This is a genomic window from Bradyrhizobium sp. sBnM-33, assembly GCF_032917945.1.
Classification (GTDB): domain Bacteria; phylum Pseudomonadota; class Alphaproteobacteria; order Rhizobiales; family Xanthobacteraceae; genus Bradyrhizobium.
On sequence record NZ_CP136624.1, the window covers coordinates 4,094,959 to 4,119,541 of the forward strand.

Sequence of the window (24,583 nt, forward strand, 5' to 3'; positions counted from 1 at the left end):
AAATGGCGAAGCTCAAACTTGGTACCATCGAGAACGACAGAGCGGTCAAGGTCACACACGAACTGCCAGCAAGTGTTCACCGCGATCTCGTCGCTTATGCCGAAATCCTCGCACGCGAAACCGCTCAGCCGATCAACGATCCCGTCAAGCTGATCGCGCCCATGTTGGCGCGGTTCATGGCAACGGACAGAAGTTTCTTGAAGGCCCGACGGGCGCGTCATCTTTCTAGGCGAGGTGAGGGGTAGCGCTCGGAGAGCATCTTCAGGAAAGTAATCAGGGCCGGGTTCTCATTGTCAGCTCTCCAATAGGCCGAATAGTCGAACCGGCTTGGACTTGTGCCATCGCGCAGCTCACGATAGATCAATCCGGCAACATCGGCAACGATGTCGGATTCGAGCACCAGGCTGATGCCGACCTTCATGCTGATCAAGCACTTGATGGTACCGCGACTTACGTCGTGATACTCGATCTTGGGACGATCCTCAGGTAAGATAAGCTTGGAAACCAGCACATCTTCAAATTCCCGTCCCGGTTCGCAATGGCTTAGCAACACTGTTTCGCCGCGCAGGTCAGTCCAGTGGATAATCTCGCGCGCAGCGAGCGGATGGTCCTGGGGTAAGGCAACTAGAACACGCTCGTTCCACAAGCCCATGGTGTTGCTGTCCAACAACGGCAGACTTCCCGTAACGATTAGGATATCAAGCACGCCATTGCGCAGCCCCATTGCAAGGTGCGCTCGAGATCTCTCAATGGTTGCAAGTTCAATCCGCGGCGATCGTTGTCTGAACTCGACCAAAGAAGCCTGCAGATTTCCTGCCGAAAGTGACGTACAGAAGCCGACTGCCAGCCGACCGGTCTCGCCGTTGCGAACAGACTTAGCCGTAGCTATGAGTGTGTCAAATTCTTCAAGAATCGCTTTTGCCAGGCGAAGAACGCTGCGGCCAGCTGGCGTTGGATTTACGCCTCCGCTGGAGCGCTCGAATATTGGAAAGCCGAGGCCATACTCAATCTGCCGAATTGATCGGCTGAGGGTCGATTGTTGCAAGCTCAGCAACTCCGCGGCTTTCCGAAAGCTGCCACAGCTGGCCGCAGTTGCGGCCAATCGTAGGTGCTTTAGCTCGAGAGCTTTGTTCGTGTGCAGAACATGACTTGTTCGCTGGGAGTTGCTCATTTGCGATCTAGGCGGGTAACTATGCGCCGACGAAATTTCTCAAGATCTTCTCGCGACCCATTAGCGTTACCGAATTGGATACTGAGCGATGGTCTCGCTGCCGGGCGGCAAGGCTCACTCGAGCTTGAGGTTGTTTTTTCTAATCACTTGAGTCCACCATGGCGTTTCCTGCGCCATGAAAGCACCCAACACTTCCGGCGTACTTCCGACAGCGACAGATCCTCCGCTTTCGATCTGCTGCCTTATTGCCGGCAAGTTCACCGTCCGCGTGACCTCTTGCTGCAGCTTTCGGATGATAGGGTCCGGAGTTCCCGCAGGAGAAAAGAGCCCAAGCCAAATCATTGCGTCGAAGCCTTCAAAACCAAGTTCAGCAAGCGTGGGGAGATCCGGCACGATTGGAGACCGTTCTGCGCCCGTCACGGCGAGCGCACGCAGCTGTCCAGTATCGACAAGGGGTTTCGATGATCCGATACTGTCGAACATGTAATGAATGTCGCCGGAGAGCAGGCCTTGTTTCATGTCCTGCACTCCTCTGTATGGAATGTGAACCGTTTGAATTCCGGCCTGCGCGTTGAAGGATTCCGCAACCAGGTGCGTCCCGCTGCCTACTCCAAAGGTTGCGAAATTCAACTTTCCTGGCTCGGATTTTGCGAGCGCTATCAGTTCGCCAACAGTTTTGACTGGCAGCTTGCTGTTCACCACCATGTAAAAGGGATACTTCAAAACCATACTGACTGGTGCGAAATCCTTTTGTCCGTCGAACGGCCTGGGATCGCGCAGCAGCGGTCCAATGACCTGCCCGCTGTTTGATGTAAACAGGAGCGTATGTCCGTCGGGCGCTGCGCGGGCGACCGCCTTCGTTCCCAGGACACCAGTCGCACCCGGCTGATTGTCCACGATCACCGGTTGGTTCCATGCTTTCTGGAACTTGTCCGCGATGATGCGCGCATAAGCGTCGGTTGGCCCACCCGCGGGAAACGGCACAATGATGCGGATTAGTCGAGACGGGTAGTTCGACCCATCATCCGCAGTCGCCGGCGACAGTAAATGGCCGATCGCTGCTGCCGCAAGCCAAGCACACATCGCCGGTCTCATGTTTCCTCACTCCTAAGAATGCTCGCGCCAGCGCTTCGTCAGGGGCGCCGGCACACCCTTTTCGTGGAAAGTACCTTGAGTGTGGAGTCTCAGCGCCTATCAGTTGCCGAGCCGCCAACATTCCAGCCACGGCCGCCCTCACCGAATATCTCGTATCCGGTCTTCGTCACGGCTAAGGTGTCTTCCAGCTTGATAAAACCCCGCCTTGGATGCTTCATCGCCGTTTCAACCGATATCACCATGCCTGTTTCGAGAGGGCGCCTCGCGTCCGGATCGTCGTAGGGGACGGGTCCCGTAGCCGTCAGTCGGGGTGCCTCATGACTGACAAGACCTATTCCATGTGCGAGAAACTCGATGATCTCTCGCTGCCCCGACCGCTGGAGGCTCCGTTCCGCGGCGGCGTAGATCTCACCACCCATCACTCCGGGTCTTATCGAAGCAAATACAGCGCGTTGTATTGCTTCGATCTCAGAGAGCAGGTCATTCAACTCGTTGTCTGGCTGCCCCAAAAGTGCCATCCGCGCCACGTCCCCGATGTAGCCTTGAAAATTGCCACCGGAATCGAGCGACAGCACGTCACCTTCTTGCCAGCGCGCATCCGACGGTGCCCGGTTGTGATTTGCTCCGCAAGCAATGAGACAGTATTCGAACGTTAGTCCGCGTTTCACCTCTGCGATTCGAAGCGCTTCTGCCATTGCCGCCTTCGCGCTGCCCGGTCCGTGATGTGCAATCACCTCCAGCATGGCTTCGATCACCATCTCCGAGGCGGTGCGCAGCTTGGCGAGTTCTGCCGGCGCTTTGACCGCGCGCAAACGTTCCAGCACGTAGATCGCATCCTTGATTTCAGTACCCGGGAAGGCATCCTTCAGCGTGATACCGGCGTCCAACGGTAGAAATGCAAGTTCAACCCCGATTCGTTTGATCGTTAGGCCGCTCTTCCGGATGGCGTTTATGGCCAGCGCGATTGCATCTGTGGAGCCACTCGCGTCCGTGGAAACGTTGGCCACCCAAAGCGGCGACACCTCTCGCTGGTGCGCCTCAAGCCAATGCCCGATGAAGGCTGTCTGTTCAGGCGCACCTTTGAAACAGACCACTACGGGTAAATACCTGCTGACTCCAAGTGCATCCATATAGTCAAAAAAGATCGCCCGCTCCGCGCCAAGAAGGTACTGTACATTGTGTTTGGAAGTAGCCAGAACAACATCCATGCCGGCCTCCTCCATCAACCGGTCGAGCTTGTTAGCGTCAAACGGTGCCGCTGGACTCACCGCAATGTCATGCATGACGAATTTCCTTTGTCGGGAGCGCCTTGCTTGCATGCTCTGGGATCTCTAATACATTCGGGGATGGCAAGGTCTCATCGGCACTCTCCAGTGCCAGTGGCTTTCCATGCGTTTCGACTCCGAGCAGGCTGAAGGCCAGCCCAATGGCGAGACCGCAGGCCGCGAGAAACAGAAACGCCGGCGTCACGGCATCGAGCGTCGCCTTGGGCGTGATCAGGTTCGACGCGCCCGCAATCAGGGCCAAGCAGAGCGGCCCGGCGATCTTGCCAATGCCATTGGCGGCCTGAGCAAGGCCGACGCCCCGCCCACTCAACCGCACCGGAAAGATCTCGGCGGAGTAAGGGGCGATATTGGAAAATCCGCCGTCAAAGAACAGCGCGGCCGGAATCAGCAGCACCACGAAGGCCGGATAGCCCAGAATGGTCCGGTCGAAGAATACGGCAGCCGCTCCCAACGAGAGCGCAACGCCGTAGCCCATGATCTCCCCGCATCGGCGCCGCCCGAGCCATTGCGGCAAGAACGAGAACGCCGTTCGGCCGAGCATGCCGGTCAGACTTACATACACAAAGAGATGGGCAGCTTCATGCGGTGAGACACCCATCAAAAGCGCAACGATGGTCGGTCCCCACAGGAATACGCCGTAATTCGCGGTGCTCGCGCCAAACCAAACGATGACTGTGAGCCAAAAGAGCTTTGGCCGGACCAGCAACTCGGAAAAGCTTGAGCCGGATGCCGGAGCAGTCGTTACGGTCGCCTCCGCCGGCTGCGGCAGCAGTTTCGGCGATACGCCCAGCGCCCGACCAACAATGCGGCGAGCTTCGGCATGTTTGCCGCGCGAGATTAACCAGCGCACCGACTCCGGCGTAATCAATAGCATCAAGAGCGCCGGCACGAGCGGCACGAACCCGAGCGCGGCGAGGCCACGCCAGCCGATCTCGTGCAACAACGTTGCCGCGATGAGCGAAGCCGCAAGCACACCGAGAGAGACCGGGATCACCGTGGCGCTAGGAATGATGGTCCGGTGACGGGTCGGCGTGTATTCGACGATCAGGGGAACACCGACTGCGGCGGCGGCGCCGACGCCAAACCCGACGGCAAATCGAAGTGCTGAAAATAGCACCCACGCCCCGTCAGGAATCAATGAGATGGATCCAGCGCTGAGCGAACACAGCGCGACGCCGGCCACCAGCAACGTCTTACGCCCGAACCGATCAGCCAATGCGCCCCAGGCTAGAGCGCCTATGATTGCGCCAACGCCCGCACTTAGCAGCATGACCGAGGTCTGGCCAAAGGTGAGGAGCCATTGCGGCGCAAGTACCGCCACCAGGAAACCAACGATGAAGAAATCGAAGAAATCGAACATGCTGGTGGTCACGGCCAGCGCAATACTGGTCCAATAACGGGCATCAAGCGGCGCTTTGTCATAGAGTTCGAGTAGGTCGTCCCCTTCGGTCGCCATGATCGTTATCCCTCCTTGATCTTGCCGTTGGTTAATCGGCTCGGCTTGTTTGTGCCTGCAGGAACGCAAGTACCTTGTGGGCGACAGCGACGGGGTCCTGAACGGTGCCTACGTGACCGACGCCGGTAATCGTAGCGGTTTGTGCATCTGCGATCTCATGAGCGAGTGACAGCGTGTGAGCGGGTGGGATGAGCCGATCCTCGCTGCCCGCCACCACTAGGGTAGGCGCCGTGATCGCTCCGAGATCAACCTCGACGGGCCGCGCAAGGATTGCCGCGCGACGCTGCTTTTGCTGAGCATCGCGTTTGTTTGCAGTGAAGATCCCGAGGACCTGCGGGTGGGCCGTAATGTAATCGCGCGGAAACAAATATTCGGCGAACTCGCGCGCTGACTCTGGCAGCCGGGTTCGCAGCGCCACGAAATCGGGAAGGCCGCCGGGATTGATTGATAACAGGGGCACGCCAGCACGGAAGGTGCTTGACAGAACCAGGTGATCGATGCGCCCCGGATGACGGGTCGCTAAAACCTGGGCGATAGCACCGCCGAGCGAAGTGCCGAACACACGGGCACGCTGATAGCCGAGCGCTGCGATCAAGGCTGCCGCATCGTTAGCCAGTTCGTAAAGACCATACGGAGATGGCGGATTACGGGTTGCGCCGGAATCGCGCTGATCGTACGCGATCACCGTAAAATGCGACGCAAGCCGTCCGCCGAACGCATCGAACATCGAATGGTCGGCTTCCGCGCCATGCAAGAGAAGTAGCGGCGGCCCCTTCCCAGTACTTTTGAAGAAAATCGATGTGCCGTTGGCTTCGATCTGGGGCATGGCTAGTTCAGCACAGTTTGAAGCGCGCCGGCCAATTCGCGCGCGGGATCGGACGGAATGTAGGGCATACGCCAAGCGACATGGCCGTCCGGACGCACCAGGACCGCGCCACGCAGTCCCATCTGAATGCCGTCGGCGGGATGGGCATTGGGCAATTGCTGCAGGTTGAGGGGGAGTCGGAGTTTTTCAGACACGCTACGGCCGGCTTCGAGCCAAGCATTGCCCATGGGGCCGGCAACGACCGTAAAATCCTTGTCGAACCAATCGAGAGTCGAGCGCTTACGGGCGTTGTCGAGCCACAGATGCGGGAACCGGCCGCCCGGGCGGTCGGAAGGCGTGTAGACGCGCGTCAGGTGACCCCCTCGCGGCGAGCCGTCGGGCATCACGGCACCTTGCTCGTAGCTGAAACCAAGGGCCTGGCCGATGCTGTGCAAGTGGTTGTCGAGGTCGTTGACCCAGAAGCGGATATGATCCTCATTGCCCGATCGCACCGCGTCATCGATGCGGCGGAATCGGATCATGTTGCCAAAGCTGAAATCCGCATTCGACTGCGCCACCGGCCGGCGCTCGACATCGTAACTGTCGAGCAATTTTTCCGAGGCCAGCTCGCGGAGCACGTAGACGAGCTTCCAGGCGAGGTTGTGTGCGTCCTGAACGCCCGAGTTCAAACCGAATCCGCCGGTCGGCGGAAAGCGATGCGCGGCATCGCCGACAAGAAAAACGCGTCGACGCCGGAAGCCTGCAGCCACCTGCTTGCTCATTCGCCAAATCGAGCGATTGAGCAACGTCACGTCGAGATCGGACAGCCCGACATGGGCGCGAATTATCTCGATCATCTCGGCGTCCGTCCAGGGCCGCGGACGGTCATCCTTCTGTTCGCCGATCTGGATAATCGAGAGCCAGCGGTCGCGGCCATTGGTGTTGAGAATGCTGGCCCGTTGCGGGACGTCTGGTCTGTTCGAATAGACTTGATAGCCCGCAGCTTCGCGCGCCAGCGGGAATCGGGAGAGATCGGCGCGCCAATATTCGTTCAGCAGCACCGCCAGCGTGGCTGGCCCTTGCATTTCGATACCGGCCGCTCGCCGGGTCTGACTGCCGGCGCCGTCACAGGCCAGCAGATACTTGGCGTGCCAATGCTCCCTGCGGCCGGATTCAACCGACTGGATTTCGCAGACGACGCCGTCCTCAACCTCTTCGAATCCGATGAACTCGGTGGAGAAATGCACCTGAACTAAATTGGAGTGCTGGATGACCCTGTAGATCTCCTCTTCCACCGCGTCCTGTGCCACGAGGCACTTCCATGCAGGCGTCTGGCCGAGGTTCGGCTCAGGCCGCGATCGGCTGATCTCGCGGCCACCGATGCTTTCGACTTGAACGAAGATGTCGGAATCGTCCTGGAGCCCGCGATCGCGGATTGACCGTTCGATCCCCCATTGGCGGAAGATCTCCATTGTCCTGACCCAGCAGCCGCGCGATTTGGGGTGATCCGTCGTCGTCGGGCTCTTCTCGATGATCACAGCGTCGATCCCAAAGCGATCAAGCAGCAGCCCCATCGCGAGGCCGACCGGACCGCCGCCGACGATAAGCACTGACGTTTTGCGGACGCCTGAGGCGTTCTCCATGTTCTTTCCCTCGTTATTAAGTTTTGCGAGAAAGTGCCCATTTCAGCCTATCTCACAAGAACATGTTTGATATAATCGCGATCTCACTTTGAGATGGAGAGCGAGAATGGATCTGCGTCAGCTTCGTTACTTCATCGCCGTCGCCGAGCGCGGCGGATTCGGCGCGGCGGCCAGTGTTCTCAACGTCGCCCAGTCAGCACTCAGCCGTCACGTCAAGGAGCTCGAACTCGAACTCGGGGGCACGTTGCTTGAGCGCGGCGCGCGCGGCGTCTCGGTGACTGAGTCCGGGAAGGTGCTGCTGGCGCGGGGACGTTGGCTATTTGGAGCCATCGAAGACATCAAGTCCGAGGTGCGTACGGAGAACCGCGACCCAAGCGGAACCGTGCGGCTCGGTGCACCATCGAGTCTTGCAGACATCTTCTACGCACGACTCGCGACATCATTCGTCAGGCGTTTTCCGCGGGTGCGGCTCGAACTGAGTGAAGGTTTGACCGAGACAATGTGCGATCGTCTACTGCGAGCAGAGCTTGACCTTGCCATCGTCACAGCTCCGCAGCCAAATGACCATCTTCACTATGAGACGCTGGTTGTGGAACAGGTCTTCTTGATCGGGCCGCCGCGCGATCCATTACTCAAGCGGGGTAGGCTCACGCGCAAGGAGTTCAAGGCTCTGCCTACCGCCGTAGTTCCACTTAGCCGCAACCCATTTCCGACAGGCGTGCCGTTCTCGCTGCGAGTCGAGAGCAGCACTCCGATGAAGCAGATCGTCGCCTCCGGGCTCGGCTACGGCTTATTGCCATTTTCTGGAATTCAGCGGGAATTGGCCGCCGGCGAGCTATCTGCTGCGCTGTTGCCCTGGATGCGCGCTGATCGCGTACTGGCGCTGCCGCGCATGCGCCCGATCAGTAGAGCCACTCGAGAAACGATTGAAACTTTGAAGGTGGTCTGTAGCGACCTCGTTCACGAAGGAAAGATCCTAACCGCCCAGCAGAAGAGGTCGCCCTGAGGCGAGATCGGCCAAAACCGAACAGGTCAGACCGGATGTCCGCTGATGAAGGGAACGCTGCAGCTTTAAACGCAGCCGCGCGTCATTACTGCCTGGCTCTTGCCGCTTACAGGCCTAGGGCAGTCTCGGTCCATTTCAGTATGGTTAGGCTGTTGAGAAAGTCCAATACCGCCGGTTCGATCGATGCCGACCCGCCGCCTTGAATCAGAGCCGTTGCCGCGACCATGTCGCAAGGCTGATTGAACGCGATCGAGATCACGGTTTTGTTCCCGCGTTGAGAACCGCTAATGCTATAGATGCGACTGCGGCCGTTAATTGAGCCAACATTGATCGGCCGGCCAAAATCCAGCGGTACCGCCCGGTCGCCGAGCGCTGCACTTTCCAGAATGCCGGATACGCATGACCGTAGCAGGATCGCGATATTTGCTGGTAGGTCTGCGAGAGCGATCGGAATGTCGTCCATTCTCGTTGGCCATCCTGTCGGACGAACGGAAATGTTGGCCCGCTGCTGGGCGATGAACTGCGTCATGCGAACGATTGGATGAGATATCGTATGGGTGCGGCAGTCTACTCGCCCTTTTCGATCAGTACCGGTATTGCCACGAGGGAGGGCTGGCGGCAGAGGCCCTCAGCCATCGAGCAGGCGGGGCCGCCTGACCATCCAGTGTCGTGAGCCGGCCCAACGAAAATGAGCGAAACCATGCAAGGGCCACAGCTATGACGATCGCGGAAATACCAGGGTGCGCATAGTCGTCACTCAAAAAGGTGATGCATCGGAGCATTTTGGAATCGAACCTGAGCCGGATTCTGCCTGGAATCAGACGGTTCCATAGCCACTCACGGTCAACACCAGGGCAGCCGTTACGCGCGGGTATTCCTGGACTGCGCGCGCTCGGCGGCTTAGCGCCATCGAACAATTTCGGCCGCAATGATGTATGCGCCAACGATCAACAAAATGGCTTCTATCATAATTTCCTGCCGAGGCAGTGCGCAGATAAATTACAATATCTCTGTGTAGTTGCGAAGGGGATATGCACTCGGAGCGGATCCTGGTTGCGCGAAAAGTTCAGGTGTCCACGTTCTGTTCCCTGTCGTGAATTGCAGCAGAGAACGAGAGCTGCCCTCAACTGGCTATCAGCGCCCAGAGCACAAATGGCCTAACGACTTCACTGGTCACATACCTGCGAGAACCCGCGGGGATAGTCGTGGGTTACCCGGCATTCGCTTTGAGTCCGGCGGCTTCGATGCCGGCGATCGCGCAAATCTCATCGTTATCGGACGTGTCGCCGCTGACCCCAACGGCACCGAGTAACGTCGTGCCGTCCATGATCAGCACGCCGCCGGGCACCGGCACCAGGCATCCCTGCGCCAGCGCATTCACCGCGCCGACAAAGTAGGCTTGCTCCTGCGCCCGCTGGAACAACGCGCGCGATCCCATGCCCATTGCAAGCGCGCCATAGGCCTTGCCGTGCGCGATCTCGGCCCGCATCAGGCTGGTGCCGTCCTGCGCGGCCGTGACCTTTACGCAGCCGCGGGCATCCAGAATGGTGATGACCAGCGGCTTCAGTTTCTTCTCGACGCCTTTGCCAAGCGCGGCATCGAGAATCTTGCGGGCGACGTCGAGGGTGAGTTCGGCCATAAATGAATTCCTTTGCGATCAGGCGGGATTAACGGTTGGATTGCGCGCTGTCGAGGCTCATCGCAAGCACACGGGCGACATGAAGCGGTGCACGGTTCGTGCCATCCTTGATCTGATGTCGGCATGAGGTGCCGTCGGCAACGATCAGCGTGGCGGTGTCGGCGCGGCGCACCGCCGGTAGCAGCGACAGCTCAGCCATCTCCATCGACGCCTGATAGGTATCGGCGCCGTAACCGAAGGCGCCGGCCATGCCACAGCAGCTCGAATCGATGATTTCGACACTAAGGTCGGGAATAAGGCGAAGTGCCTTCTCGACCGGTTTGAACGCGCCGAATGATTTTTGATGGCAGTGGCCATGAACCAACGCTTTTGCCGGCATGGCGCCAAGCGGCAGCTTCAGCCGGCCGGCCTCTGCCTCGCGAACCAAAAACTCCTCGAACAGCAGTGCGTGCGTGCTGACGCTCTTGGCGTCATCATCCGAGCGTAGCGAGAGCAGCTCGTCGCGCAGCGTCAGGAGACAGCTCGGCTCCAGTCCGACGATCGGCACGCCACGCGCCGCGAACGGCGCGTAGGTCGTGATCAGTCGGTCCAATTCGCTGCGCGCCTGATCGACCAGACCCGCCGAAAGGAACGTTCGTCCGCAACATAGCGGACGCGCGCCGGCTGCCGGGCTCGGCAAGTGGACGCGGTATCCGGCTTCGACCAGAACGCGCAGCGCGGCGTCGAGATTTTCCCGCTCGTAAGCGCGATTAAACGTGTCGGCGAACAGCACGACCTCGCGGCCATCTGCCGGACCGAAGGTTTTGGCATCGGGACGGAAAGTATCGCGGCGGAATGCAGGCAGGGCGCGCTTCGCGCTGATGCCGACGAATTTCTCGAACAGGGCACGCAACGGCGGACTGCTGTTGCGCCAGTTGGCCAGCGGGGCAAAGCGGGAGGCGAGATCCGCATAACGCGGCAGATAGCCGACCAGCCGGTCGCGCAGGGATAACCCGTGCCTAGCTGCGCGTGCGGCCAGCACCTCGATCTTCATCTTGGCCATGTCGACGCCGGTCGGACACTCATGCCGGCAGGCCTTGCAGGACACGCAGAGTTTCAGCGTCTCCATCATTTCATCTGAAGCCAGCGCGTCAGGACCCAACTGTCCCGAGATCGCCAGCCGCAGCGTGTTGGCGCGGCCACGCGTGACATCCTTCTCATTGCGGGTCGCGCGGTAGGACGGGCACATCACACCGCCCTCGAGCTTCCGGCAGGCGCCGTTGTTGTTGCACATCTCGATCGCGCCCTGAAAGCCGCCGCCGGCGCCGGGATAAGCCGACCAGTCGAGCGCGGTCTTTAGTTCGGCGACGCGATAGTCCGGCCGATAGCGAAACAGCGAGCGATCATCCATCTTCGGCGGATCGACGATCTTGCCGGGATTGAGCAAATTGTCCGGGTCGAAGCGCTGCTTGACCTCCCTGAAATCGGCAACAATGCGCGAGCCGAACATCGCTTCGTGAAATTCGGAGCGAACCAGTCCGTCGCCGTGCTCGCCGGAATGCGAGCCCTTGTACTCGCGCACCATCTCGAACGTCTCTTCGGCGATGGCGCGCATCGCCTTGACGTCCTTCTCAAGCTTCAAATTGAGGACGGGGCGCACGTGCAGGCAGCCTTCAGACGCATGCGCATACATGGTGCCGCGGGTGCCGTGCTTGGCGAAGATGGCATTGAGCCGCTCGGTGTAGTCGGCGAGGTGCGGCAGTGGCACGGCGCAATCCTCGACGAAGGAGACCGGCTTGCCCTCCTGCTTCATGGACATCATCACGTTGAGGCCGGCGGCGCGGAAATCGGCGATGCCGGTCTGCCAGATTGGTTCGATGATCTCGACCACGCCGCCCCATTTGCGCTGCGGCTTGTCCCAGCCAAAACCGAGATCGGTCATCAGTTCGCCAAGCTGCTTCAGGCGATGCAGGTTCTCGGCTTGATCCTCCTCGGCGAATTCCACGACCAGCACCGCATCGGGATCGCCGCGCACGGCCGTGCTGATGATCGGCTGGAACATTGCGATCTCGCGGCCAAGCGCGATCATGGTGCGATCAACCAGTTCCACCGCAATTGGCCGCAGCTTCACCAGATGCTGGGTTGCGTCCATCGCCTCATAGAAGCTGCCGAAATGGCAGACGCCGAGCACCTTGTTGCGGATCACAGGCCATAGCTTCAGCTCGACCTGTGTGGTGAAGGCCAACGTGCCTTCGGAGCCGACCAAGAGGTGCGCCATGTTATTCGGCGCATTGCGCGGCATCAGCGCATCGAGGTTGTAGCCGCCGACACGACGCTGCACCTTTGGAAACCGCTCCGATATCTCGGCGGCCTCGCGCTCGCCGAGATCGAGCATGTCCCGATATAGCGCAAGCCCGCTCTGGGGCGAATTCACCCGCGCCAGATCCCGCGGCACCTCGCCGAAATGCAGGAGCGTGCCGTCGGCCAGTGCCGCATCCATCGACAACGTGTTGTCGCGCATGGTGCCGTAGCGCAGCGAACGGCCGCCGCAGGAGTTGTTGCCGGCCATGCCGCCGATGGTGGCGCGCGAGGCGGTGGAGACGTCGACCGGAAACCAGAGCCCGTGCTTTTTGAGCTGGCGGTTGAGGTCGTCGAGCACGATGCCCGGCTCGACCACGCAGGTCCGGTTCTCGACATCTAGCGAGAGGATGCGGTTCAGGTGCTTCGAAAAGTCGACGACGATTCCCTCGTTGACCGTCTGGCCGCATTGCGAAGTGCCGCCGCCGCGCGGGGTGACGATCCGGCCCTCGTCCTGGCAAATGGCGAGCGCCCTGAGGGCCTCGTCCATGCTGCGGGGCACCACGACGCCCGCCGGCATGATCTGGTAGAACGAGGCATCGGTGGCATAGCGGCCCCGATTGAAGGCATCGAAAAACACGTCGCCGGTCAGATTTGACCGCAGGCGTCGCTGGAGCGTCGAGGCGTTTTTCATCCCAAATCCAAAGTGACCCGAGAGGGCTGTTGCAACCCCTCAACGGGATTATGCACTTTCTCTAAGATGAATAACATTATGAATTCATAATGGGCGAGCCTAGCTGCCCGCAGCCGTGGCCGCCGTGCCATTCCGTGCCGCGGCCAAGTGTTCAATGGCTACGCTTCGCTTGTTGCGCAAATGTTGGAACAGGATGTCGCTCAGCTCGCTTCCGGCGCGGCGGCGCAGCGCATCCAGGATCGCTTCATGCTCGCGCATGGCCTCGCCCCAGCGCTGCCGCTTGCGCGCAAAATTGGCGGAATAGCGGATACGACGGATCCGGCCGGCAAAACTGGCGTAGGCCACGCGCAGAGTCTCGTTGCGTGCGGCGGCAACGATGCTCTCGTGGATGCGCTGGTTGACCTGAAAATAGCCGTGCATGTCGCTGTTGAGGTAATGGCCGTACATCTCATAGTGCAGCCGCTCGATCGCGGCTATTTCCTCGTCCGTGATGGCCTCGCAGGCAAGGCGTCCGGCGAGGCTTTCCAGGCCGGCCATTACGTCGAAAAGTTCCTCCAGATCCCGCTCGCTAAGCTGGCGCACCCGTGCGCCACGGTTGGGCAGGAGTTCGATCAAGCCCTCCGCGGCCAGGACCTTGAGCGCCTCGCGCAGCGGCGTTCGGGAGATTCCAAGCATCTCGCAGAGCTGCCGCTCCGGAACGCGCGCGCCCTCTGGAATGTTGCCTTCGACGACATAATCGCGAAGCCGCAACAGGATTTCCCCGTGAAGCGAGACCTCTTGGTGGTCCGCGCCATTGTCGGTGGCTGACTGGGTGATCGGCACCCCGGCTTCGGGAATCGTGGATTTCATTTGCATAACGGTAGTTTGCGAAATCTGCGGCGTCGATGATCCAGATCAAATACCAAAATTAGATTGAAAAGGCAAAAAATGAATGCAAAATAGCTTGCCTGTGATCGAGGCGGGCTGCTTTGGGAGGTTGTCATGCGGCAAGGACGGCATTTTCTGCAGATTCCAGGGCCCAGCCCGGTCCCGGACAGGATTCTTCGCGCGATGGACATGCCGGTGATCGATCATCGGAGCGCCCAGTTCGCCGAGCTCGGGCGGGCGGTGCTGGAGGGCAGCCAGAAGATTTTCCAGACTTCGGGACCGGTGGTGATCTTCCCGTCGTCGGGGACAGGGGCCTGGGAAGCCGCCATCGTCAACACGCTGTCGCCCGGCGACAAGGTTCTGATGGCGGAGACCGGCCATTTCGCGACCCTGTGGCGCCAGATGGCGGGACGCTGGGGAATTGACGTCGACTTCTTGCCTGGCGACTGGCGCCGTGGCGCAGATCCGGCGGTCATCGAAGAAAGGTTGGCGCGCGACACATCGCATGCGCTCAAGGCGGTGATGGTCGTTCACAACGAAACGTCGACCGGTGCGACCAGCCGGATCGGCGAAATCCGGGCCGCGATGGACCGGGTCGGTCATCCGGCCTTGCTGATGGTCGACACCATCTCCTCGCTGGGATCGGTCGAGTACCGGCACGACGAATGGAAGGTCGACGTCAGCGTCAGCTGCTCGCAGAAAGGGTTCATGTTGCCGCCCGGTTTGGGCTTCAACGCGATCTCGGACAAGGCCCGCGCTGCAGCCAAGACCAACAAAATGCCGCGGTCGTATTGGGATTGGGAGGAAATGCTGAAGACGAATGTGAATGGCTTCTTTCCCTATACCCCGGCGACCAACCTGCTCTACGGCCTGCACGAGGCCATTGCGATGTTGCTTGAGGAGGGGCTCGACAAGGTCTTCGCGCGCCATCAGCGGCTCGCCGCTGCTACGCGTGCCGCCGTCAATCACTGGGGACTGGAGGTGCTTTGCCAGGAGCCAAAGGACTTTTCCCCGGTGCTTACCGCCGTGCTGATGCCGCCGGGACATGACGCGGATCAGTTCCGCAAGGTGGTGCTCGACAACTTCAACATGTCGCTCGGCTCCGGACTGTCGAAGGTGGCAGGCAAGGTATTCCGTATCGGTCATCTCGGCGAATGCAACGAACTGACCTTGCTCGCTGCGCTGACGGGCGTGGAGATGGGATTGTCAGTCGCCGGCATTCCGTACCGGGCCGGCGGTGTCGATGCCGCGATGAAGTATCTGGAGGAGCGCCCGCAAGGCAATTCCCCGGCGCATCTCAAGGTCGTCGGCAGCTAGCTGGCGGCTGCCGCCTGCCCGGGGGCGCTGCTCCAGCCTGCTCCTTATGCATTGACGTGCTGCGTCCGGCGGGCGACAAGCCCGCCAAATGGTGATATTCGAGCGCCTCGAAACGCCTAGGCTAGACCGGGAAGGACGCCAATGACCCTGCATACTGGAAGGCATTTTCTGCAGATTCCGGGACCGACCAACGTGCCGGACCGGGTGCTGCGCGCCATGGATATGCCGACCATGGACCATCGGGGTCCCGAGTTCGCCGAGGTTGGTCATGCCGTGCTGGCGGCCATGCAGCGGGTGTTCCGCACCAAGCAGCCGGTGATCATTTACCCCTCGTCAGGTACCGGCGCGTGGGAAGCGGCGCTCGTCAATACGCTGCAACCGGGCGACAAGGTGCTGATGGCAGAAACCGGGCAGTTCGCCGTGCTGTGGCACGGCATCGCCGACAAGTTCAAGCTCGACGTGGATTTCATTCCCGGCGACTGGCGCCACGGCGCCGACCTCGAGCAGATCGAGGCGCGACTGTCGGCCGACAAGGCGCACAAGATCAAGGCCGTGTGCGTGGTTCACAACGAAACCTCGACCGGTTGCGTCACCCATCCGCAGGACGTTCGCAAGATTCTCGACCGCGTCAATCATCCCGCGCTGCTGATGGTCGACACCATCTCTGGCCTTGGCTCGCTCGAATATGAGCACGACGCATGGGGCATCGACGTGTCGGTCGCCGGATCGCAAAAGGGCCTGATGCTGCCGCCGGGCCTCGGCTTCAATGCCATCTCGGAAAAGGCGCTCGCGGTGGCGAAGGCCAATCCCGCGATGCGCTCTTATTGGGACTGGCAGGAAGTCATCGCCATCAACAAGGCGGGTACCTGGCCCTACACGCCGGCAACGAACCTGCTGTTCGGGCTGCGCGAAGCGGTCAAGATGCTCGAGGAGGAAGGGCTGGAGAACGTCTTCGCTCGCCACAAGCGCCACAGCGCCGCCACGCGCGCGGCGATCAAGGCCTGGGGCCTCGAAACGCAATGTCAGGAGCAGGGCGCGCATTCGCCCGCGCTGACCGGCGTCGTCATGCCGGAAGGGCATGACGCCGATCATTTCCGCAAGGTCGTGCTGGAAAACTTCGACATGTCGCTCGGCACCGGCCTCAACAAGATCAAGGGCAAGGTGTTCCGGATCGGCCATATCGGACACTTCAACGACCTGATGCTGATGGGCACGCTGTCGGGTGTCGAGATGGGTCTCGATCTCGCCAAGGTGCCGCATCGCGGCGGAGGCGTGCTGGCGGCGATGGAAGTGCTCAAGGGACGCGGCGTCGTGGCGAGGCCGAAGGCCGCCGTTGCCTGAGCCAGTTTGACCGAAACAACAATAGAGAGAGCTGCGATGAACGCTCCGGTAGCTTCGACCGAAGACCTGATCTATTCCGTCGAGGACGGCATCGCCCGGCTGACGTTCAACCGTCCGCAGGCGCGCAACGCGCTGACCTTTGCCATGTACGAGCAGATGGCGGCGATCTGCGAGACCATCAACAATGATCGCTCGATCAAGGCGATGATCTTGACCGGCGCCGGCGACAAGGCCTTCGCGTCGGGCACCGACATTTCGCAATTCCGAGCCTTCAAGACCGCACAGGACGCGCTCGACTATGAGGCGCGGATCGACCGCGTGCTCGGCGCGCTGGAGGCCTGCCGGGTGCCGACGATTGCGGCGATTGCCGGCGCCTGCACCGGCGGCGGCGCCGGAATCGCGGCGTGCTGCGATATCCGCATCGGTACCGAAACAACGCGGATGGGTTTTCCGATCGCGCGCACGCTCGGCAATTGCCTGTCGATGTCCAATATTTCCAGGCTGGTTTCGCTGGTCGGCCCCGCGCGGACCAAGGATTTGATCTTCAAGGCTCGGCTGGTCGAGGCGCCGGAAGCGCTGGCGCTCGGGCTGCTCAATGAGATCGTGCCCGATGTCGCAACGTTGCAGCGCCGCGCCGACGAGACCGCGAAACTCGTTGCCAGCCATGCGCCGATCACGCTCGAAGTCACCAAGGAAGCGGTGCGCCGCATCCGGCGGACATTGACGCGCGACGAGGGCGAGGACCTGATCCTGCGCGCCTATATGAGCGAGGATTTCCGCGAGGGAATGGACGCTTTCCTCAACAAGCGCTCGCCGAACTGGAAGGGCAAATAGGGTATCCACGTTCAGAACCGCCCACTATGGTTTGGCGGCCTTTTTTGCCAATTCCATACCGAGGTCGAGCGCCGCGATACCTATTCTGTCTGAGGGCGTGGTGAGGCAACGTTGATCCATCCACGCGATGATCGCGTCGAAGTCGCCACCACCAACCATGTCCCGCTCGCCGCTAATGTTCAGGCCGCTGATAAATCCGACCAGCCAGGATTCAAAGCTTCCTTTGACCACCGCATTTTTCTTGCGGTTGGTCCAGGCCGTGCAGGTTTGAGAGCCCGCGCCAATTATTGAGGAACCGGCGTCCGCGGTGGTGGCAAGACAAGCCAGGAGAAAACCAATCGCGAACGCTTTCATGCTTTTTCGCCGACCATCATTCGTCGGATCGTAGCACAGCAGGGCGGCTACTTCTTGAGACAAAGACCAACGGCCGGACCGCTGCCGCACTTGGCGCCATCGGGGGCACCGCCGGACGGACAGAACACCGACACCAGGTTTTCATTTGTATCGCAGCCGACCTCGCCATTGGCCTGAACCGACCTGATGGAAGTGCCAGCCGGCCCAGGATCGCCTTTCGGACCGGGCACACCTTGCGGACCCTGTGGCCCTTGGGGACCCTGTTGCCCTTGAGGGCCGGGCACGCCTTGCAAGCCCTGTACGCCCTGAGGCCCGGCCGGTCCCTGTGGGCCGGTATCCCCTTTCGGTCCTGGATCCCGTCCGCACCCCGCGAGGGTCAGCGCCGCACCCACGAGGGCGGTCATCACAATCCTTCTCATTCAGTGTCTCCTCCTGATGCTGCTTGTAGCGTGCATTAAACGGGCCCACTCGCCGCCGCACAATGGAAAAGCGGCGAGATTGAATTCGGCTGTTCGTAGCCGCAGGCCCTCCTACTGGGAAGGATTTGCACCTCATGCGAAAGTCATGCGCGGCACATTGCAGTGCAGCTTGAACTCTGACCGGTTCGCTCGCAAGATGTGGCAACCAGACAGATCTGATTTTCCAGGTCTTGCAAATACATAGGGAAGAAACTCGTGGGACAGATCCTCAAAGCCGCGGCCGCCTTGACGGCCATGATCGCAACCACACCTGCGTTTGCCGCTTGGGAGCCGACCAAGCCGGTGGAAATCGTGGTAGCGGCCGGCGCCGGCGGTGCCTCCGACCAGATGGCGCGGATGATGCAGTCGGCGATCCAAAAGAACAACCTAATGAAGCAGCCGGTGGTTGTATCCCTCAAGGGCGGGGCGTCCGGCGCCGAGGCGCTGATGTACATGAAATCCAGCGACGGCGATCCCAACAAGGTGCTGATCGCCTATTCCCTGATCTACATGCTGCCGCTGTCGGCCAAGATCCCGTTCAACTGGCGTGACCTGACGCCGGTGTCGGTGGTCGCGCTCGACCAGTTCGTGCTGTGGGACAATGCCGACGGCCCCAAGACGGTGAAGGATTTCATCGCGGCCGCCAAGGCGGCGAGCTCGCCGTTCAAGATGGGCGGCACCGGCTCCAAGCGCGAGGACCATGTGCTCACCGTGTTCATGGAGCAGAAGACCGGCGCAAAATTCTCGTATCTGCCCTACAAGTCCGGCGGCGAGGCCGCGACGCAGCTTGTCGGCAAGCACACCGAAGCCAATGTCAATAACCCGTCCGAAAACCTCGAAGTCTGGCGCGCCGGTCAGGTCCGCGCGCTGTGCGTGTTCGACAAGGAGCGCATCTCCTACAAGACCAAGGTGACAGAGACGCAATCCTGGAACGACATCCCGACCTGCAAGGAGGAAGGGCTCGACGTGCAGTACCTGATGCTGCGCGCGATGTTCCTGCCCGGCAAGGTGACGCCGGAGCAGCAGGCGTTCTATGTCGATCTGTTCCAGAAGCTGACCCAGACGCCGGAATACAAGGACTACATGGAGAAGCAGGCACTCAAGCCGATCTTCCTCACCGGCAAGGATATGCTGAAATTCCTCGAAGAGGATGACAAGCTGAATGCCTCGCTGATGAAGGAAGCGGGCTTCGTCGCGAAGTAACGGGCTTGGTTGTTTTTTTGACGCGTTTCTTCACGCGAACCGGTGCCCACTTCGCTCGAAAACGCTATGGCAATCGTTACTCCTCCGCGTGGCCGTATCCGGCCATGCGGAGGCGGACCTTCTCGATTTCTTCCTTTGACAGGAGTGGCGGCGTGCCGATCTGCAGGCAGCCGTGATATTGCCGCGCCAGCGTCTCGACCTCGACCGCAAGCCACATCGCTTTTGCCAGCGACGGCCCGATCGCGATCATGCCGTGATGTTCGAGCAGGCAGGCCAGCCGTCCCTCTAGCGCGCGTACGGCTTGCTCGGAGAGCTCCTGGGTGCCGAAGGTCGCGTATGGCGCGCAGCGGATGGTGTCGCCGCCGGCGACGGCGACCATGTAATGCACCGGCGGAATCTCCTTGCCCATGATCGCCAGCATGGTCGAATAGGGCGGATGGGCATGAACGATCGCCTGCACCTCCGGGCGGGCCTTCAGGATGTCGCGGTGAAAGCGCCATTCGCTCGACGGCCGATGGCCGGGATCGTGGTTGCCGTCGAGATGCATGTAGACGATCTGCTCGGGCTTCATCGCTTCGTAGGGCGTGCTGGTCGGCGTGATCAGCATGCCATCGCCATGGCGCAGGCTGATATTGCCTGACGTCCCCTGGTTGATGCCGAGCGCATTCATGCGCAGGCAGGCATCGATAATCGACTGGCGTTTTTCCCGGTCTTTCGTGGTCGGCATTTCGAACCTCTTGCAGCCCGCGGACAATGCTTGAATATTGCGTCGCAGTATAGTCGAACATGCCTCTAGAATTGCTGACTGGGAGAAGTCATGACGCGCGCCGTGCTTGGCATCATAGGCGGATCCGGCATCTACGACCTGCCGGGGCTGGAGGATGTCCACGAGGAAACCATCAACAGCCCGTGGGGCGAGCCGTCCGCGCCGTTGATGCGCGGTATCATCGCCGGGCTGCCGGTCGCGTTCCTGCCGCGCCATGGCAAGGGGCATGTGCTCTCGCCCTCCGACATCAACTACCGTGCCAATATCGACGTGCTGAAACGGGCAGGGGTCACCGACCTGGTTTCGCTATCGGCCTGCGGCTCGTACAATGAGGAACTGCCACCCGGCACGTTTGTGCTGGTCGATCAGTTCGTCGACCGCACCCATCGCCGGGAGAGCTCGTTCTTCGGCAAGGGTTGCGTCGCCCATGTCTCGATGGCCCATCCGGTTTCGCCGCGGCTGCACGTGCATCTGGCTGCAGCCGCTGAGGCCGAGGGGATCGCGGCGGTGAGGGGCGGCACCTATGTCTGCATGGAGGGGCCGCAATTCTCCAGCCTCGCCGAGAGTCTGATGTATAAGGCGCAGGGTCATTCGGTGATCGGCATGACCAACATGCCCGAGGCAAAACTCGCCCGCGAGGCCGAGATCTGTTACGCCAGCGTGGCGATGGTCACCGATTACGATTGCTGGCATCCTCATCATGAGGCGGTCACCGTGCAGGACATCATTCGCGTGCTGAATTCGAATGCCGGCAAGGCCAAGGCGCTGGTTGCGCGTCTCGCCCGGGATTTCCCGCGCGAGCATGAGCCGTGCCCGATCGGCTCGGACAAGGCGCTCGACACCGCGCTGATCACGGCGCCGGAAGCGCGCGATGCAAAATTGCTCGCCAAACTCGATGCCGTGGCCGGAAGGGTGCTACGATCGTGAGGATGTCTTCCAGCGGGCGCACGACGCGAAGGGCGTAGGACATGAAGGTCGATGGCCGGCATTTTCGCAGCATCTGGCTTGAGGACGACGGCTGGACGGTCAGTGCGATCGACCAGCGGCGATTGCCGCATGAATTCGTGGTGGCGCGCATCGCAAGCGCCGCGGATGCGACCGAGGCGATCCGCTCGATGCTGGTGCGGGGCGCGCCGCTGATCGGCGCGACCGCGGCTTACGGCATGGCGCTCGCCATGCGCACTGACGCTTCCGATGCGGCGCTCGATGGCGCCTATGCCATGCTGCTGGCGGCACGGCCGACGGCAATCAACCTGAAGTGGGCGCTCGACGAGATGGCGCGTTTGCTTCGGCCGCTGTCGGCGTCGGAACGCGTCACGGCAGCCTACCAGCGCGCATGCGAAATCGCCGAGGAGGACGTCGCGATCAACCAGGGGATCGGCCGGCATGGCCTGGCGCTGATCGAACAGATCGCGGCAACGAAGCAGCCAGGCGAGCCGATCAATATCCTGACCCATTGCAATGCCGGCTGGCTCGCGACGGTGGACTGGGGCACGGCCACGGCGCCGATCTACCTTGCCCATGATAGCGGTCTGAAGGTCCATGTCTGGGTCGACGAGACCCGGCCGCGCAACCAGGGCGCTTCGCTGACTGCCTGGGAACTCGGGCACCACGGCGTGCCGCACACGGTGATCCCCGACAACACCGGCGGCCATCTGATGCAGCACCACATGGTCGATCTTGCGATCGTTGGCACCGACCGGGTGGCCGCCAATGGCGACGTCTGCAACAAGATCGGCACCTATCTGAAGGCGCTCGCCGCCCATGACAATGGCGTGCCGTTCTATGTTGCACTGCCGTCGCCCACCATCGACTTCAGCATCGACGATGGCATCAGGCAGATTCCGATCGAGCAGCGCAGTACGGAGGAGGTGGCGACCATGAGCGGCCGCACTGCCGACGGGCGCGTCGAGACCGTGCGCGTGGTTCCCGACGGCTCGCCGGTGGCTAATTACGCCTTCGACGTCACGCCGGCGCGGCTGGTGACGGGCTTGATCACCGAACGCGGCCTGCTGCGGCCCGAGCGTGCTGCACTTGCGAGCGCATTCCCGGAGCGCAGCGCTGGACATTGACGCCGGCGATGTCGGCACGTATCCCCGTTTAAGACTGTCGTACCGGGGGTCACCGTCTCCATGTCCAATACCGACATCGAAATCGTCGTCGAGGATCCGACCGCGCCGGAGGCGGACTCGCCCCAGGTGGTCAGCGTTCGCGTGGTCGACGTGGTCGCCTGTCTTCTGCTTCTCGCGCTGGCGCTGACGCTCGGGTACGACAACTGGCGTACCGGAGCCGGCTGGGAATCCACCGGCCCGCAGTCCGGCTACTTTCCGTTCTATCTCTCGATCATCCTCGGTGGCGCCAGCCTCTATGGCCTGGTTGCGGCGTTCCTGTCGCGCCGGGAAGCCTCCGAAACTTTCGTGACGCAAGCGCAGCTTCGCCGCGTGATGGCGGTGTTCGTGCCGACGGTTCTGTTCTGCCTCGCCACGCAATTCCTCGGGCTCTATGTCGCGAGCTTCCTTTTGATCTCCTGCTTCATGCGTCTGGTCGGCAAGATCGCATTGTGGAAGTCGCTGCTCACCGCCTTCGTGTTCACCGCTGCGATGTTCGTGACCTTCGACGTCGCCTTCGACGTCATCATGCCAAAGGGCCCGCTCGAAGCGGCGCTCGGCCGCTAGTAGCGTCGACATGGCCCGCCCCGTCATTGCGAGGAGTGAAGCGACGAAGCAATCCATGCTTCCTCTGCGGCAGCATGGATTGCTTCGCTTTGCTCGCAATGACGAAATGCTTGGGATCATCTGATGGAAGCCATCGGCCTCTTGATGCACGGTTTTGCCGTGCTGCTGACCTGGAAGACGCTGCTCCTGATGATGACCGGGCTGGTGCTCGGCATCTTTGTCGGCGTGCTGCCCGGCCTCGGCGGCCCGAACGGCGTGGCGATCCTCTTGCCGCTGACGTTCACGATGGATCCGACCTCGGCGATCGTGATGCTGTCCTGCATCTACTGGGGTGCGCTGTTCGGCGGTGCCATCACCTCGATCCTGTTCAACATTCCCGGCGAAGCTTGGTCGGTCGCGACCACCTTCGACGGTTACCCGATGGCGCAGCAGGGTAGGGCGGCGGAAGCGCTGACCGCGGCCTTCACTTCGTCGTTCATCGGCTCGTTGGTCGCGGTGATGCTGATCACGTTCCTGGCGCCGATGATCTCGTCGTTCGCACTGAGATTCGGGCCGCCTGAGTTCTTCGCGGTGTATCTGCTCACCTTCTGCTCCTTTGTCGGGCTCGGCCGCGAGGCCAAGCACAAGACCGTCATTTCGATGTCGCTCGGTCTCTTGCTCGCGGGCATCGGCATGGACACCGTGTCCGGCCAGTTGCGCATGACCTTCGGCTCGGCCGAGCTGCTGCGCGGCGTCAACTTCCTGGTCGCGGTGATCGGCCTGTTCGGCATCAGCGAGATCCTGCTCACGATGGAGGAGCGCCTGGCGCTGCGCGGCCACGCCGCCGGCATCTCCTTGCGCGTCGTGCTGTCGGTGTGGAAGGACCTGCCGAAATACTGGGTGACGCTGTTTCGCTCGTCCTTCATCGGCTGCTGGCTCGGCATCACGCCGGGCGGCGCAATTGCCGCGTCCTTTATGGGCTACAACCTCGCCAAGCGCTTCTCCAAGGACCAGGACAGTTTTGGCAAGGGCCGCATCGAGGGCGTGTTCGCTCCCGAGACGGCCGCGCACGCCTCCGGCACGGCAGCACTGCTGCCGATGCTCGCGCTCGGCATCCCGGGCTCGGGCACTGCGGCGATCCTGCTCGGCGGGCTGATGGTGTGGGGGCTCAATCCCGGGCCGTTGCTGTTCGTCGAGCACAAGGACTTCGTCTGGGGTCTGATCGCGTCGATGTATCTCGGCAACGTCGTCGGCCTCGTGCTGGTGCTGACGACGGTGCCGATCTTCGCTTCCATCCTCCGCGTGCCGTTCGCCGCCGTCGCGCCGATGATCGTGGTGTCCTGCGCGATCGGCGCCTTTGCGATCCAGAATGCGATCTTCGACATCTGGCTGATGCTGGGCTTTGGCGTCGTCGGTTACGTCTTCAAGAAGATCGGCATTCCGCTCGCGCCCTTCACGCTGGCGCTGGTGCTCGGCAACCGCGCCGAGGACGCGTTCCGCTTGTCGATGATCGGCGCCGGCGGCGATTTGAAGGTGTTCTGGTCGAACGGCCTGGTCGGCTCGATCACGACACTGGCGATCGTGTTGCTGTTCTGGCCCGTCATCGACAAGGCGTTCGGCAGTGTCACGCGCATGGTGCGGCCGGCAAAAGCGTAACGGCGCGGATAAACGTTCCGCTTTCGCTTTTCGAGCTACGGCGGACAAGTCGTCGCTTCGC

The 24,583-nt window shown here is 61.3% G+C and carries 22 protein-coding genes; 10 read left to right on the forward strand and 12 right to left on the reverse strand.

Annotation, left to right across the window (positions count from 1 at the left end):
- Positions 1-2: 2 nt before the first annotated feature.
- On the forward strand, positions 3-245 hold the full coding sequence (locus RX328_RS18695; protein WP_213253365.1) for a DUF2274 domain-containing protein: 243 nt from the start codon (positions 3-5) through the stop codon (positions 243-245).
- On the opposite strand, the gene RX328_RS18700 is transcribed toward RX328_RS18695, so the two are convergent.
- The 6 genes from RX328_RS18700 to RX328_RS18725 form a co-directional block, all read right to left on the reverse strand.
- Positions 218-1,171, reverse strand: coding sequence for a LysR family transcriptional regulator (locus RX328_RS18700; protein ID WP_213253366.1), 954 nt, complete (start codon positions 1,169-1,171; stop codon positions 218-220). The two genes, RX328_RS18695 and RX328_RS18700, sit on opposite strands and share 28 nt — an antisense overlap.
- Before the next feature lie 114 nt (positions 1,172-1,285).
- Positions 1,286-2,266 (reverse strand): Bug family tripartite tricarboxylate transporter substrate binding protein, encoded by a 981-nt coding sequence (locus RX328_RS18705; RefSeq protein WP_213253367.1) that lies wholly within the window; start codon positions 2,264-2,266, stop codon positions 1,286-1,288.
- Positions 2,267-2,355: 89 nt separating this feature from the next.
- Complete coding sequence (locus RX328_RS18710; protein ID WP_213253368.1) at positions 2,356-3,549, reverse strand: M24 family metallopeptidase; 1,194 nt, start codon at positions 3,547-3,549, stop codon at positions 2,356-2,358.
- Positions 3,542-5,008: an MFS transporter gene (locus tag RX328_RS18715; protein ID WP_213253369.1), complete on the reverse strand. Its 1,467-nt coding sequence runs from the start codon at positions 5,006-5,008 to the stop codon at positions 3,542-3,544. Before RX328_RS18715 ends, RX328_RS18710 begins: the two co-directional genes overlap by 8 nt.
- 31 nt (positions 5,009-5,039) lie before the next feature.
- Positions 5,040-5,735 (reverse strand): alpha/beta fold hydrolase, encoded by a 696-nt coding sequence (locus tag RX328_RS18720; protein WP_213253370.1) that lies wholly within the window; start codon positions 5,733-5,735, stop codon positions 5,040-5,042.
- Between the two features lie 101 nt (positions 5,736-5,836).
- Positions 5,837-7,456: an FAD-dependent monooxygenase gene (locus RX328_RS18725; RefSeq protein ID WP_213253371.1), complete on the reverse strand. Its 1,620-nt coding sequence runs from the start codon at positions 7,454-7,456 to the stop codon at positions 5,837-5,839.
- A 106-nt stretch (positions 7,457-7,562) separates the two neighbouring features.
- Here RX328_RS18725 and RX328_RS18730 point away from each other — a divergent pair, with 106 nt between their 5' ends.
- Positions 7,563-8,462 (forward strand): LysR family transcriptional regulator, encoded by a 900-nt coding sequence (locus tag RX328_RS18730; protein ID WP_213253372.1) that lies wholly within the window; start codon positions 7,563-7,565, stop codon positions 8,460-8,462.
- Between the two features lie 106 nt (positions 8,463-8,568).
- Here RX328_RS18730 and RX328_RS18735 read toward each other — a convergent pair whose 3' ends face one another.
- The 4 genes from RX328_RS18735 to RX328_RS18750 all read right to left on the reverse strand — a co-directional run bounded on the left by RX328_RS18735 (position 8,569) and on the right by RX328_RS18750 (position 13,921).
- On the reverse strand, positions 8,569-8,925 hold the full coding sequence (locus RX328_RS18735; protein WP_213253373.1) for a hypothetical protein: 357 nt from the start codon (positions 8,923-8,925) through the stop codon (positions 8,569-8,571).
- A 747-nt stretch (positions 8,926-9,672) separates the two neighbouring features.
- Positions 9,673-10,101 (reverse strand): GlcG/HbpS family heme-binding protein, encoded by a 429-nt coding sequence (locus RX328_RS18740; RefSeq protein ID WP_213253374.1) that lies wholly within the window; start codon positions 10,099-10,101, stop codon positions 9,673-9,675.
- A 28-nt stretch (positions 10,102-10,129) separates the two neighbouring features.
- Positions 10,130-13,072, reverse strand: a complete 2,943-nt coding sequence (locus RX328_RS18745; protein WP_213253375.1) for an FAD-binding and (Fe-S)-binding domain-containing protein — start codon at positions 13,070-13,072, stop codon at positions 10,130-10,132.
- Positions 13,073-13,171: 99 nt separating this feature from the next.
- Positions 13,172-13,921, reverse strand: coding sequence for a GntR family transcriptional regulator (locus RX328_RS18750; protein WP_213253376.1), 750 nt, complete (start codon positions 13,919-13,921; stop codon positions 13,172-13,174).
- 132 nt (positions 13,922-14,053) lie between these two features.
- On the opposite strand from RX328_RS18750, the gene RX328_RS18755 reads away from it, so the two are divergent.
- The 3 genes from RX328_RS18755 to RX328_RS18765 all read left to right on the forward strand — a co-directional run bounded on the left by RX328_RS18755 (position 14,054) and on the right by RX328_RS18765 (position 17,431).
- The gene (locus RX328_RS18755; RefSeq protein ID WP_213253377.1) at positions 14,054-15,256 is read left to right on the forward strand and encodes a pyridoxal-phosphate-dependent aminotransferase family protein; all 1,203 of its coding nucleotides are present in this window, start codon (positions 14,054-14,056) and stop codon (positions 15,254-15,256) included.
- Positions 15,257-15,397: 141 nt separating this feature from the next.
- Positions 15,398-16,597: a pyridoxal-phosphate-dependent aminotransferase family protein gene (locus RX328_RS18760; protein WP_213253378.1), complete on the forward strand. Its 1,200-nt coding sequence runs from the start codon at positions 15,398-15,400 to the stop codon at positions 16,595-16,597.
- Positions 16,598-16,633: 36 nt separating this feature from the next.
- Positions 16,634-17,431 carry an enoyl-CoA hydratase/isomerase family protein gene (locus RX328_RS18765; protein ID WP_213253379.1) on the forward strand — a complete coding sequence of 266 codons (798 nt, stop codon included), beginning with the start codon at positions 16,634-16,636 and terminating at the stop codon, positions 17,429-17,431.
- Positions 17,432-17,455: 24 nt separating this feature from the next.
- Here RX328_RS18765 and RX328_RS18770 read toward each other — a convergent pair whose 3' ends face one another.
- On the reverse strand, positions 17,456-17,785 hold the full coding sequence (locus RX328_RS18770; protein ID WP_213253380.1) for a hypothetical protein: 330 nt from the start codon (positions 17,783-17,785) through the stop codon (positions 17,456-17,458).
- Between the two features lie 713 nt (positions 17,786-18,498).
- Here RX328_RS18770 and RX328_RS18775 point away from each other — a divergent pair.
- Complete coding sequence (locus RX328_RS18775; protein WP_249726723.1) at positions 18,499-19,446, forward strand: tripartite tricarboxylate transporter substrate-binding protein; 948 nt, start codon at positions 18,499-18,501, stop codon at positions 19,444-19,446.
- A gap of 76 nt (positions 19,447-19,522) precedes the next feature.
- Here RX328_RS18775 and RX328_RS18780 read toward each other — a convergent pair whose 3' ends face one another.
- A complete protein-coding gene (locus RX328_RS18780; RefSeq protein WP_213253382.1) occupies positions 19,523-20,173 on the reverse strand; it encodes a class II aldolase/adducin family protein in 651 nt (216 codons plus the stop codon).
- A 90-nt stretch (positions 20,174-20,263) separates the two neighbouring features.
- Here RX328_RS18780 and RX328_RS18785 point away from each other — a divergent pair, with 90 nt between their 5' ends.
- The 4 genes from RX328_RS18785 to RX328_RS18800 all read left to right on the forward strand — a co-directional run bounded on the left by RX328_RS18785 (position 20,264) and on the right by RX328_RS18800 (position 24,522).
- On the forward strand, positions 20,264-21,139 hold the full coding sequence (locus RX328_RS18785; protein ID WP_213253383.1) for an S-methyl-5'-thioadenosine phosphorylase: 876 nt from the start codon (positions 20,264-20,266) through the stop codon (positions 21,137-21,139).
- A gap of 41 nt (positions 21,140-21,180) precedes the next feature.
- Positions 21,181-22,284: an S-methyl-5-thioribose-1-phosphate isomerase gene (gene mtnA / locus RX328_RS18790; protein WP_213253384.1), complete on the forward strand. Its 1,104-nt coding sequence runs from the start codon at positions 21,181-21,183 to the stop codon at positions 22,282-22,284.
- Between the two features lie 60 nt (positions 22,285-22,344).
- Positions 22,345-22,887: a tripartite tricarboxylate transporter TctB family protein gene (locus RX328_RS18795; protein WP_213253385.1), complete on the forward strand. Its 543-nt coding sequence runs from the start codon at positions 22,345-22,347 to the stop codon at positions 22,885-22,887.
- Between the two features lie 123 nt (positions 22,888-23,010).
- Entirely contained in the window at positions 23,011-24,522 is a 1,512-nt protein-coding gene (locus tag RX328_RS18800) for a tripartite tricarboxylate transporter permease (RefSeq protein WP_213253386.1), read from the forward strand.
- Positions 24,523-24,583: the final 61 nt, after the last annotated feature.

Coding starts and splice junctions, on each gene's coding strand:
- RX328_RS18695 (WP_213253365.1), top strand. CDS start 3: ATGGCGAAGCTCAAACTTGGTACCATCGAGAACGACAGAGCGGTCAAG.
- RX328_RS18700 (WP_213253366.1), bottom strand. CDS start 1,171: ATGAGCAACTCCCAGCGAACAAGTCATGTTCTGCACACGAACAAAGCT.
- RX328_RS18705 (WP_213253367.1), bottom strand. CDS start 2,266: ATGAGACCGGCGATGTGTGCTTGGCTTGCGGCAGCAGCGATCGGCCAT.
- RX328_RS18710 (WP_213253368.1), bottom strand. CDS start 3,549: ATGCATGACATTGCGGTGAGTCCAGCGGCACCGTTTGACGCTAACAAG.
- RX328_RS18715 (WP_213253369.1), bottom strand. CDS start 5,008: ATGGCGACCGAAGGGGACGACCTACTCGAACTCTATGACAAAGCGCCG.
- RX328_RS18720 (WP_213253370.1), bottom strand. CDS start 5,735: ATGTTCGATGCGTTCGGCGGACGGCTTGCGTCGCATTTTACGGTGATC.
- RX328_RS18725 (WP_213253371.1), bottom strand. CDS start 7,456: ATGGAGAACGCCTCAGGCGTCCGCAAAACGTCAGTGCTTATCGTCGGC.
- RX328_RS18730 (WP_213253372.1), top strand. CDS start 7,563: ATGGATCTGCGTCAGCTTCGTTACTTCATCGCCGTCGCCGAGCGCGGC.
- RX328_RS18735 (WP_213253373.1), bottom strand. CDS start 8,925: ATGGACGACATTCCGATCGCTCTCGCAGACCTACCAGCAAATATCGCG.
- RX328_RS18740 (WP_213253374.1), bottom strand. CDS start 10,101: ATGGCCGAACTCACCCTCGACGTCGCCCGCAAGATTCTCGATGCCGCG.
- RX328_RS18745 (WP_213253375.1), bottom strand. CDS start 13,072: ATGAAAAACGCCTCGACGCTCCAGCGACGCCTGCGGTCAAATCTGACC.
- RX328_RS18750 (WP_213253376.1), bottom strand. CDS start 13,921: ATGAAATCCACGATTCCCGAAGCCGGGGTGCCGATCACCCAGTCAGCC.
- RX328_RS18755 (WP_213253377.1), top strand. CDS start 14,054: ATGCGGCAAGGACGGCATTTTCTGCAGATTCCAGGGCCCAGCCCGGTC.
- RX328_RS18760 (WP_213253378.1), top strand. CDS start 15,398: ATGACCCTGCATACTGGAAGGCATTTTCTGCAGATTCCGGGACCGACC.
- RX328_RS18765 (WP_213253379.1), top strand. CDS start 16,634: ATGAACGCTCCGGTAGCTTCGACCGAAGACCTGATCTATTCCGTCGAG.
- RX328_RS18770 (WP_213253380.1), bottom strand. CDS start 17,785: ATGAAAGCGTTCGCGATTGGTTTTCTCCTGGCTTGTCTTGCCACCACC.
- RX328_RS18775 (WP_249726723.1), top strand. CDS start 18,499: ATGATCGCAACCACACCTGCGTTTGCCGCTTGGGAGCCGACCAAGCCG.
- RX328_RS18780 (WP_213253382.1), bottom strand. CDS start 20,173: ATGCCGACCACGAAAGACCGGGAAAAACGCCAGTCGATTATCGATGCC.
- RX328_RS18785 (WP_213253383.1), top strand. CDS start 20,264: ATGACGCGCGCCGTGCTTGGCATCATAGGCGGATCCGGCATCTACGAC.
- mtnA (WP_213253384.1), top strand. CDS start 21,181: ATGAAGGTCGATGGCCGGCATTTTCGCAGCATCTGGCTTGAGGACGAC.
- RX328_RS18795 (WP_213253385.1), top strand. CDS start 22,345: ATGTCCAATACCGACATCGAAATCGTCGTCGAGGATCCGACCGCGCCG.
- RX328_RS18800 (WP_213253386.1), top strand. CDS start 23,011: ATGGAAGCCATCGGCCTCTTGATGCACGGTTTTGCCGTGCTGCTGACC.